Annotated in this window: 1 protein-coding gene; it reads right to left on the reverse strand. The window is 67.1% G+C overall.

Annotation, left to right across the window (positions count from 1 at the left end; translation table 11 throughout):
• Positions 1-296 (reverse strand): hypothetical protein (locus BTA51_RS29140; RefSeq protein ID WP_210404969.1); only part of this gene is annotated, 296 nt, incomplete at its 3' end.
• Between the last annotated feature and the right edge of the window lie 93 nt (positions 297-389).

Raw genomic sequence — 389 nt, forward strand, 5'->3', positions numbered from 1 at the left:
GCGGTGCGGACCGGCACCACGATCTCCTCGGACAGGCGGGAGGCGTCGATCACCTCGCCCGCCACCTGCAGCGCGCGGATGCGGGCGCTTTCGGTCGGGGCGGTGCCCGTCAGCGTCGCGGTAAGGCCGTTCACCTCAACCCGGGTCCAGCCCATGTTCGCCTCGGCGAAGGCCTCGCGCAGCTCGCTCGCGGTTCGGTTTTCCACCAACGAGACGAGAAACAGCGCGGTCAACAGCGCCAGTACCGCCGCCGCCAGAAAGGAAGCGATGGAGACGAGCAGGGTTTTCTGTGACATGGAGATTCCGCAAAGGCAGCCCGGGCGGGCCCGTCAGCTTGGACTAGCCCCATATGCCGCGTGATGCAATCACACCAGCAAGGCAGCGGCAAG

Source organism: Hahella sp. CCB-MM4 (assembly GCF_002260525.1).
Taxonomy (GTDB): Bacteria; Pseudomonadota; Gammaproteobacteria; order Pseudomonadales; family Oleiphilaceae; genus Hahella.